This window comes from candidate division TA06 bacterium, from assembly GCA_004376575.1.
Lineage (GTDB): Bacteria > Hydrothermota > DG-26 > E44-bin18 > E44-bin18 > E44-bin18.
Window position 1 is genome coordinate 1 of sequence record SOJN01000006.1, and the last position, 9923, is coordinate 9923.

Sequence of the window (9923 nt, forward strand, 5' to 3'; positions counted from 1 at the left end):
GCTCCAGAGGCCGATGCTTGCCCTGCCGGCCCCGGACGTGTCGAGGGGAGAGTAGAACCTCGTCTTGCCCTGTGCCAGATTTGGGCTGGGTCATCACCAACAAATGCCTCGATCACACATGCACAAGGATTTGATAACCGTCTGCGAATGTGGGGAGGTTCCTTTGACTGAAGCTGACAGCAAAGCGCTGTGCTCGAAAGGGGCACGTACCGTTTGATGTCGTAAGAGATGGGGACCGGATGTGGGTAGGGTATCGAGGCACTCCCAGAGGAAACGGGGAGAAACAGATAGATTCAGCCTAAGTACTTCGATTCGCGATTACGGTGAGGTTTGACTGGAGGTATGTTGTATCAAGTTGCTCACTCAGCACCAGTCTCAGGCGCCATCCCTTGACCCTACCCCAAATTCGCAGTAGTAGTGTCCACGTGGGGCTTCCGACCAACGGACGCCCCCAAACTTCGTGGGCTCAGCTTGTGGTCAACATAGACCTCCTAGTTTTTGTCCCACGACTCCAGCCACCTCTTGACCAGGGATTCTTCATCTGCGGCATCAAAATCGATGCCCGTTATTCTCGCCAAAGCCCTCAAGGCCGGTGTCCTGAGGTTTGGTCTTTTACTTTTTATCATCTCGATCAAATGAGGAACCGCCCCCTAGCAATGCCCTCTGCATTTTGGTGCTTGTCCAATAAAGACAGAAGAAGATAGACTGCCTTGTTTTGACACGGCCATGCCTCGTGGGATAGGAGACCAATGACAGGTTCGATAGGTATTTCTTCGACGCCCGTTCTTGATATAGCTAGGAGACTTCGGGCTGCATCATTGTGAATCCGGTGAGAGGGATCATCAAATGCCTCTACTAGTGGGTCTATGACGGACTCCTTGTCTCTAGCCCATTTCAGCAGGCAAGCCGCCTTGGCCCTCTGGTCTACGCTACCTCTCTTTAGGATGGTCACGAGCTCTTTCACATTCGGCTGGACTGAATCCAAGAACTCACGCTCGTATGCCTGCATAGTGCCGGATGTTGCGGAGTTGTCAGTTGCCTTGCTCGACAGATGCGCAAGCCAGGCTTCGTTGTACCTGTCGTAAGTACTGAATAGTTTCTCAGCCTCATCCGATACCTCTATTGGTTCCTCGAGATCCCTCTCCAAACTTGCCGCTGTCTCCATCATGGTAAACCCTACAAAGACTCCAGAAGGATAGAGTGTGATACTGGGCTCGACGAGATAGCAACCCGTCTTTTTCTTGAGCCCCTCCTTTGCCTCTTCCACTTTCTTCTCTGAATAAACATCATTCTCCTTCAACTCTACGTAGTCTACCAGGTCGTTCCTTAGTTTGCCTCCCGATTCTCTTACCTCTATTCCGATTATTCGGCTGCCGGCAAAACGCTTCTCGTAACTAGAACCTCGAGGAGCAGGTTGCGCCTCTAGTCTCACTCTGGTTTCTTCCTGCCGACTGTTTCTGCGAACAAGAAGAACGACCTCTTCGCCTGGTTTTCTCTCTCTTATGAGCCGGTGGAGGTCACGACAAGTTGCCACGGTGTCACCGTCTAGTTCGATTATGATGTCGTTTTCCTGAAGTCCAGCTTTCTCAGCTGGCCCCCCGGCAGATACTTTGACTATTGTAACTCCTTTTGAGGTTTTGCGGTCGGCTGGGGTGACTGCGACACCAAGCCAAGCACCAGCGTTCTCCGAAGGGACTGATTTCTTCTTCTCCACAAGGGCAGTTGGAGAACACCCCATGGAGAATACAAGCGAATACAGAATGGCTCTATTCAAAAACCTAATCACTATCAATCCTCAGGGACGGTGCTTGACATTTTGACATTTTCTTCCTCAAAGACGACAGAATCGTCACTTCCCAGGAGTAATTCTATCCCACGGCCTAAGGTAAATCGAGCTTGGTCCCCAAGGCTTGCTGTTTCTAGGAATAATACTTCAATATTCGTTTCTTATCACAATCTCTATCGTCTTTTTCTTTATAATAAATTTCTGCAAACTCTATTCTTTCTTCAGCAGGAAAATAGACATACACAACTCTGATGCCACTGCGAACCCCTTTTCCCAAAGCCTTGCAGCGAAAATGTTTTACCTTGTATATTTCTGTTTCAGTACCCAGACCACTTATCCTGACTACCACAGGCGGGTACACGCGGGGATGTATTCTTAGTACCTTTTTCAGTACTTCCAGATCATTCCTTAGTGTGCGGTACTTTTTGAGCAGTGCCTTTAGTTCTTTGTCGAACTCAGGTAGACTAGAGAATTCCATCACTCTTCAGGGTATTCTCTAACAGAATAGGCAGGTTTTCTGTAGAAGACCGATTCATAATCTATGATCTCTTTGTCATCTGTTACCTGGCAGGGAATGTCCTCATGGGCATAATCTATAATAGACGAGGCGTTCATTGAGGAGAGTCTGTCAATCGCGCTGTCAATGACCTCAAGTTCTCTTCCGTCGAGCTTGCTCAAATCCGGCTTCACCTGAGGGATGTATTTCTTCTGACGCTTCCCATGGTATTCTGCTGCTATCTTCTTCAGTTCTCCTTTTTCAATCATCTTCTCCACAATCTCACTGAAATGACAGGGAGCAGGTCCAAAGCTGATCTTTCTGTACGCTTCCCCCGTTAGGTGTTGCTCATAGAGCTCATAGAAATTGAAATCGATGAAATATAGAAGTTTGTAAATGACCGACTCTCCCACATTGGATCTTGCTCCGCATCTCTCAAGGACGTAGAGCAAGACCTGCCTGAATTTCTCTCTGTTTAGGGTTGGCATCTTAGATGTTCTTGTGCCTTTTGTTGATTTCGTCTTAGATTCGTGACTCAGCAGGACGTCTGGAGACACCCCAAATACCTCCACAAGCTTGGCTAACTCGATGCTGCTGACGTCTCGTTGGGCGGATTCTATCTGAGATATCGAAGGTCTGGGCAACCCGAGTTTTTCCGCAAGTTGCTCTTGAGATAGTTCTAGATCTTCTCTGAATTTCCTTATTCTTCTCGCTAATTCTTTCTTAGTAATCATTGTCGCCACCTCCCGATCTAGAATATAACATATGTTTGATAATATTACAAGGCTCGTATGATTCTATTACAAAGATTTCTGGGTGTCAAGCGATTTGTTTAAGCTTTGGGGCAGAATTGGGAGCATTCGGGACGGCGCATGTCAAGCAGTCTCAAGCAAACCATATGACCTGTGCCAAATTCTCACCAAAACAGGGCAAAGGAGGCATAATCACCATAATAACCATAATGCTGAAACGCCCTGAAAAATAAGGCGTTTCGGGCAGCCGGTTTGTGTGATTTGGGTTGTGAGGTGTAACGCCTTCTCGCTAGTTGTAAAGGCGTGAGAATGGGAGGGGGTTATGCTCACTTATAGTGAGAATATGGACGGTTTTGGGGTGGTTTTTGGGGTATGTGTATGGACTGGGGACATGGGTGACACGTGTACGGAGACATAGGTAACACGTGTACGGAGACATAGGTAACACTTCTCAACTGCCTGCCCGGGGCGTTTCACGGCCCCCCGTTTCTGGCGAAGCGAGATACACAGGGCCTGCCCGGGGCGTTTCACGGCCCCCCGTTTCTAGCGAAGCGAGATACACGGGGCCTGCCCGGGGCGTTTCACGGCCCCCGTTTCTAGCGAAGCGAGATATACGGGGCCTGCCCATTACAACTGGGTGGGAGCAGTAGAAGAAGAGAATCACGCAAATATGATCTGGAGCCTCTTCTTCAACTCGCAGGTGCCATTCTCAGGATTGAAGCGTGAGTGGATATCTCCATGCTTGTTGGAGTTTTTTGCTTGACAAGAAGCACTGGTGATGCTATTTTACTTAAAAAGTCTGCAATAACCCCCCAAATTGGGGGGTTCTGATGGAGAAATTAAGATGGCTAGAAATCTTTCCAAAAGAGAAGCCACCGTCATCCTTGACCTTGAATGGCGCAACCAACGTATCGTCTCTCGTGCTGAAGTCATTCGCATGATGAACGCGGACGCAAAAGCGGCTGACAAGCTCATAAGTTCGCTGCGCCGAAAGAACTGGCTGGAGAAGATTGGCCCGGGCAAGTACTTGCTGATTCCTGCAGATAGGGGACCAGAGGGTGTGCCAGACATGAATACGCTGCTACTTGGGAGTCTGGTGACATTTCCATACTACTTCTCATATGCGACCGCCAATGCGTTCCATAATCTCACCAGTCAAACGCGGGGAGAAGTTTTTGTGGCCTGCCAAACAAAATTGAGACCGAAGCTCATCCGTGGGTTCACGTTCAGATTTGTTCACCTCGTCAGCGCCAAGTTCTTTGGGTTCAAGGAAGCTGATTCGTTCGGCGTGAAAGTCACGATGGCTGAAGCTGAGAAGGCGATTGTGGATTCGGTGGACAAACCTCAGTATGCCGGCGGAATTCCGGAACTGGCCGGCGTCATTGGTCGAGCGTCACGGAGGTATGACTGGGAGAAAACCATCTCGTACGCTCTGCGAATGGGTTCAATAGCCCTCACACAGCGATTAGGCTATCTCATCGACCGCGTTGGCATCGAGGTCTCTCATGACGCGCGGAACAAACTCAAAAAGAAGATCAAGAAGCGCTCATGTGCCTATCTTGGTCCTGTACGAACATGGGGGCATGAAGGCGCTTTCGACAGAGAATGGCAACTCATTGTAAACATCCCTCAACAGCAAATAACATCTGAAATATAGGAGCCCTTGGTGATAGAGGAGAAGTTCATAGACCTCTTTGCTCATTCCAGCAAGCTAAGAGACAAGATGGTTGCAGAACGTGATGTGGTTCTTACCTATGCCCTCCAGTTGCTGTCTATGTCTGGCCTTCTAAGAGCCTTGGCTTTCAAAGGTGGCACTTGTATCCGAAAGATCATACTAGGAACCTCTGGTAGGTTCTCAATGGATCTTGATTTCACTGCCCTGAAGGGAAGGCAGCCTGACGATTTTGTGCTTGAAATGATGGAAGTTCTGAATTGCGAGTTCCATGGCATAACCTTCCGCCTTGAAGAAGGATGGCGCATTACACAGGGAGGGCGGTCGTTCACCGTTACCCCTGAATATTCCCATGGTTGGAATGCTAAAGGAGCATTTGATCTACAAGTGAGTATGAGGGAGCAGCCGACCCTGCCGGTTAGATCAGTGCCGCAGATTGAACAGAAGTACCACAAGCATCTGGAATTTCAGCCTGATACTATTCCATGCCTTGAGGTGCATGAGGTAATAGCCGAGAAAGTCCGTTCACTGTACCAGCGCGCACGCGTGCGAGACTTCTTTGACCTGTACCTATTCGGTAAGAGGCCTTTCAACAAACCTCTTGTGCGTGCCCTGGTTGTGCTGAAGCTCTGGCAGGTCCGGGATGTGTTTGAACCCGATTCGTTCCTTGAAAGAATGGATAGTGGAAGATATGACTGGCAGGATCTCTCACGGCTTGTCGCTGCCGATTTTCGTGTTGACGAACGGACAATCTTGGAAGCGTGCATCAAGGGCTTCTCATTCTTGAAGAAGCTCTCTCCAGAAGAAGCACTTATTGCCAAAGATTCCAAAGCGCATCGACAAAAAGCCGCACGCGATGAACTTGTGGCATGGTGTCAGACATTGCGGTCAAACCTTAAGAATTAAACCTTTTCCAGCACATCAAGCTTCAAAAATCAAAAAATCCGCCCGTGGCACCAAATTCGTTGTTTCTGAAACCCCTTGACAGATTGTTGTCCTCACCGATATACTCTACCCGGCGCCTTGAAGTCTAAAGACCGACCTGAAGGTTCCTTCATTGACGCAGAGGCAAAGGGGCCCCAAATGAAAATAACTGCTTGGAAGAAGACTCACCGGCGGAGTTTCAATCAAATAAGCAGCAAGTTGCTGGCCGCCTCCGTAGTTCTGCTTTTTGGCATCGAGGCCATAGCATCGGTTCTCAATGTTCCATCGGACTATCCGACAATTCAGGAAGCGATTGATGCCGCATCCCGCGGAGATACAGTCAAGGTTGCCCCGGGAATCTACTACGAAAATGTGAGGATATCAAAGCCTCTCGTTCTCTGGGGCTCCGGTAGTAGTTCGACCACGATTGATGGCGCAAGTGTCGATTCGGTGATGAGAGTGGAGGCTGAAAGTTGCCTTGTGAAGGGCTTTCTTGTTCAAAACAGCGGTATAGGCCGCGCAGGTATCCACGTTCTCGGAGACGACTCTGTCATTGAAGAGATGGAGTTCTTGGACAATGGAAAGGGGGTTGATGTAGAACCCCCTTCTCAGAATATTGTCGTACAGAACAGCATGTTCAAGAGGAATGCCATCGGGATTTATCTCCGTCGTGGGACGAGTGGCTCCTCCATCATTGGAAACACAATTTTCGCTGATATGAACAAACTGTGTATTAAGATAGCGGGGTCCAATCTCAACAGGGTTGAGAATAACAGACTTTTTGATGGAAGGACAGGAATCTACCTTCTTGGATCAAATAGGAACGTGATCCAGGGCAATGAATTGACTGGAAGTAGATTTGAAAGAATTCGGTTGGCAAAGTCTGACAGCAACTTTGTTCTTCAGAACCGGATTTCAGGAGACGAATATTCAGAGTGCGGCCTTCTCCTTACTGACTATTCGATCTCGAACGTCATCAGTGGAAATTTGCTGTCTGAGCACGAGGTTGGCATATGGGTTAAAAGACATTGCAGCGACGGAATCATCAGTGAGAACACCATTGTCAACAATCGATTTGGCCTCGGTTTGGATGGTGTTGAAAGGAGTATGGTCTTTCACAACAATTTTGTCGAGAATGAGTTCCACGTGCATGATAGTTATCCTTCCATTAATGACTGGTATCATCCCATACTATTGGAGGGAAACTTCTGGTCGGATTATCAGGGATCAGATGATGGGAGCGGCAGCGGGAAGCACTCTATTGCAGGAGATGGGATAGGGGATACCGACATCCCTCACCCGCGTGCAGATTTCGATTTCTATCCTTTTATGGAGAGAAACGGGTGGAGACCACCGAAGAGTGTGAAGGAGGAGGCACTGGATGAACTGGCCGGTCTCATTGAATCGATCACTCATCCGAAGACCCACAAACACATTGAGCATGCCTTTCGGGAGCTGGAGAAGACTCTTCCATATTTCTCAGACAACTGGCATATTACCAAAGCCTCACGTGTTTTTGACCGTGAGAAAAAGGTGACAAAGGAAGTGCGAAAGGCATCCCGGTCCGCAAAGAAATACGAAATCCCTGATTTTGAAGGGGTGATCAGCAAGCTCCGTGAGATTGCTCTGTACGTGGTGGAGGCGGATTCCTTCCTTGCCGGGAAGGCAATTAGAGAGGCTGAGGCGTATCCGGGAGCCAAGCAAAAGGAGATCAAAAAGGCAAAGAAGGAAATGACCAAGGCCTATGCGGAACTGAGCAAAGTAGACAAGGGTATGAAGAAGCTTGGAATCGAATGGCACAAATATGATAAAGCAATCAATCATTTCAAACACGCCTACGAACATGCCCACAAGGCTGTGAAGAAACACAAGAAACAGAAACATGTGCAGTTGACTACTTTTGACAGAAACCTGCCCAACCTTTTTTCACTTTCACAGAATAACCCAAACCCGTTCGCTCGCGAGACCTCAATATCGTTTACCGTGCCCAAACCTATACATGTACGTCTTGAAGTTTTTGATGTCGCCGGAGAACTTGTGGAGACACTCGTGGACGATCTGCAACTACCAGGTATGCATCAGGTTCGCTGGGACGCAGAGGGCAACGCAAGCGGCATCTATTTCTACAGACTGCAGGCCGGCGGCTTCACAGATGTCAAGAAGATGCTCCTCCTCCGCTGATTCATTGGATCAGCCCAGGAATTCAATTCCCAAGGTTTGACCCCGGGGAGGCCTAACGTATACGGAGATTGTTCGTTACCCGCCGTTTCAGTCGCTGAAACGCTACTCACTGGGTCAGTTGTGCAGAAGGGCAAAGGCTCGAATGCGCAAACTGGAATAGAACTGTCATACTGTCAAGTCATGGATCCGGAGCCTGTCCTGAGGGAACACGAAGGGAGTATTCGTAGCTTGTCAGAGGCCTGCCCTCCGTAACCTCGGTGAAGGAGGACGAAGGAGGGGGCACCGAGCGTAGCTAGAGCCCAGGTACGGGGGCGTGCGGCAAACACGCCCCCGTTCAATACACTCCCTAGCGGAGGCTATCTGGCCACAACCATCTTCTTGGTCAAGACATTTCCATCCGACGTGAGACGGTAGAAGTAAGTGCCCGAAGGAACACTGTTCCTTTCCCAGGTTACGGCGTGTGTACCTGCCGATAGCTTTCCGTCGAGAATCCTCTCCACCGACCTTCCGGCCGAGTCGTATATGGTAAGCCTTGCGTGACCTGACGTAGGCAGAGTAAAGCGTATCGAAGTCTCGCGCGCAAACGGGTTGGGAGCATTCTGACAAAGAATCAGGGCCCTGGTTGCAGATTCCTCGTGTGCAAGCTGTTTGCCACCTCCGCCGCGTGTGTACGGATTCATGATGTTGTCAAGGAATTCAAGTGCTATTGGGATCCTGACGGGCAACTGATCTGCATGGCCGCCCATGAAGGATTCGAATTCATAAGGAATCCCTAGCTGGTCAAGAACGCCCGCAAAGACAAGGTTCTGGGGATAGCATCCCAATTCGTCCATCATGCCGCAGTCGAAGTATATCGATAACTCTGCATCTGGTGGGAGTTCAGTAGCGAATTTCGGCGGATTATGGAGTAACCATCTGCCAAAAACAGACGGTCTGACGTTTGCATATTCGTCAAGGGGGAAATCCACGAAGAAGGGTGGGTTGGTCAGATTTGGGGAAAAAGCCGCTGCCATCGAGAATGACAATCCTGAAAAGGGTCCACGGTACGGTGCCCAGTAGTATGGGGGACCTTCTGGATATTCCATCAGAAGATACGGGAGTGCGACCATCAGCAGCACGTTGAACTCCAGGGGGCCGCTGTGAGATGCAAGCGCAGTATAGATGTCAGGGTATTTCAGGGCCAACTTCATAGCCCCATAACCACCCATCGAGTGCCCCATGATGCTCCGTTTCTTACGGCCCGGGATTATTCTGTAGTTCCTCTTAACGAACTCTCGAACATCCTGAACTATGTAATCTTCGAATGCGCCATTCAATTCGGAATTGGTGTAGAAACTGGCGTTATAGGGCACACAGCTGGCATCTGGCTTGACGACTACGACTGGTTCGATTGTGCCGTTCCCAATCAACTCATCCAGGATATCGATGAGAAAAGGACAAGAAGTATGATCACCTCTGATACCGTGTAGGAAGTAGATCACCGGATACTTGGGACCGCGATCAAGACTGTAGCCGCGCGGCAGGTAGACTTGAACCCAACGCAGCTCTCCGAGTGACTCACTAAAGAACTGGACGTCCTCCACTGTTCCCTGTCCGAGTGCGATCCCTGAAATGAGCAGAACCAAAACAAGCGCTAGCAACATCGGTTTTTTCATGGCGCCCTCCTGATGTTATCTACTCCATGTGTTTGGTTGGAAACTCGCCCGACAAGTGCCTCATGTCTTCTCCTCTCTCTGGTTTCTGGGTTGATAGATCAAAAAAACGCTATCTCACCTCCTCCCGAGCTCTAGGCCCCGGCTTTGATCCTCAAGACATGGTGGGAGTCTCTTCATAGTCCCCGACAGGCTGTGCCTCCGCGCATTTCCCCGCTGTGCGTCCTGATACTGGGTGCTCGTCCCTAGTTTGTCAAGCGTTTTTTCTAGCAGAATGGGATAAATGTCTAGGTCAGGCCTTTAGATTTTTTTTTCAAACGGGGCAGGCAGACAATTTTACAATTTTGACCAAATCATCCTAAGACATTTACTTCCAAAAAGTTACCAGATAAGTCCGGCACCACTCTCCAGGATTTGGGCGCGTAGGTTCTCGCAACAAGCCCCAAAATTGTAAAATTGG

The 9923-nt window shown here is 49.3% G+C and carries 8 protein-coding genes; 3 read left to right on the forward strand and 5 right to left on the reverse strand.

Going from position 1 to position 9923, the window contains the following annotated elements; translation table 11 throughout:
• Nucleotides 1-491: 491 nt before the first annotated feature.
• From E3J62_00220 to E3J62_00235, 4 genes are all read right to left on the reverse strand, one after another.
• A complete protein-coding gene (locus tag E3J62_00220) occupies nucleotides 492-626 on the reverse strand; it encodes a hypothetical protein (GenBank protein ID TET47826.1) in 135 nt (44 codons plus the stop codon).
• A gap of 5 nt (nucleotides 627-631) precedes the next feature.
• Nucleotides 632-1786, reverse strand: a complete 1155-nt coding sequence (locus E3J62_00225; protein TET47827.1) for a PDZ domain-containing protein — start codon at nucleotides 1784-1786, stop codon at nucleotides 632-634.
• Nucleotides 1787-1919: 133 nt separating this feature from the next.
• Nucleotides 1920-2264 carry a hypothetical protein gene (locus E3J62_00230; GenBank protein ID TET47828.1) on the reverse strand — a complete coding sequence of 115 codons (345 nt, stop codon included), beginning with the start codon at nucleotides 2262-2264 and terminating at the stop codon, nucleotides 1920-1922.
• On the reverse strand, nucleotides 2264-3016 hold the full coding sequence (locus tag E3J62_00235) for a DUF4065 domain-containing protein (GenBank protein TET47829.1): 753 nt from the start codon (nucleotides 3014-3016) through the stop codon (nucleotides 2264-2266). Before E3J62_00235 ends, E3J62_00230 begins: the two co-directional genes overlap by 1 nt.
• Before the next feature lie 862 nt (nucleotides 3017-3878).
• Here E3J62_00235 and E3J62_00240 point away from each other — a divergent pair.
• From E3J62_00240 to E3J62_00250, 3 genes are all read left to right on the forward strand, one after another.
• Entirely contained in the window at nucleotides 3879-4691 is an 813-nt protein-coding gene (locus E3J62_00240) for a hypothetical protein (GenBank protein ID TET47830.1), read from the forward strand.
• 9 nt (nucleotides 4692-4700) lie between these two features.
• A complete protein-coding gene (locus E3J62_00245) occupies nucleotides 4701-5612 on the forward strand; it encodes a nucleotidyl transferase AbiEii/AbiGii toxin family protein (protein TET47831.1) in 912 nt (303 codons plus the stop codon).
• A 177-nt stretch (nucleotides 5613-5789) separates the two neighbouring features.
• Complete coding sequence (locus E3J62_00250) at nucleotides 5790-7811, forward strand: T9SS type A sorting domain-containing protein (GenBank protein TET47832.1); 2022 nt, start codon at nucleotides 5790-5792, stop codon at nucleotides 7809-7811.
• Between the two features lie 356 nt (nucleotides 7812-8167).
• Here E3J62_00250 and E3J62_00255 read toward each other — a convergent pair whose 3' ends face one another.
• Nucleotides 8168-9466, reverse strand: coding sequence for a T9SS type A sorting domain-containing protein (locus E3J62_00255; protein ID TET47833.1), 1299 nt, complete (start codon nucleotides 9464-9466; stop codon nucleotides 8168-8170).
• Between the last annotated feature and the right edge of the window lie 457 nt (nucleotides 9467-9923).

Coding starts and splice junctions, on each gene's coding strand:
- E3J62_00255 (TET47833.1), bottom strand. CDS start 9,466: ATGAAAAAACCGATGTTGCTAGCGCTTGTTTTGGTTCTGCTCATTTCA.
- E3J62_00240 (TET47830.1), top strand. CDS start 3,879: ATGGCTAGAAATCTTTCCAAAAGAGAAGCCACCGTCATCCTTGACCTT.
- E3J62_00220 (TET47826.1), bottom strand. CDS start 626: ATGATAAAAAGTAAAAGACCAAACCTCAGGACACCGGCCTTGAGGGCT.
- E3J62_00235 (TET47829.1), bottom strand. CDS start 3,016: ATGATTACTAAGAAAGAATTAGCGAGAAGAATAAGGAAATTCAGAGAA.
- E3J62_00230 (TET47828.1), bottom strand. CDS start 2,264: ATGGAATTCTCTAGTCTACCTGAGTTCGACAAAGAACTAAAGGCACTG.
- E3J62_00250 (TET47832.1), top strand. CDS start 5,790: ATGAAAATAACTGCTTGGAAGAAGACTCACCGGCGGAGTTTCAATCAA.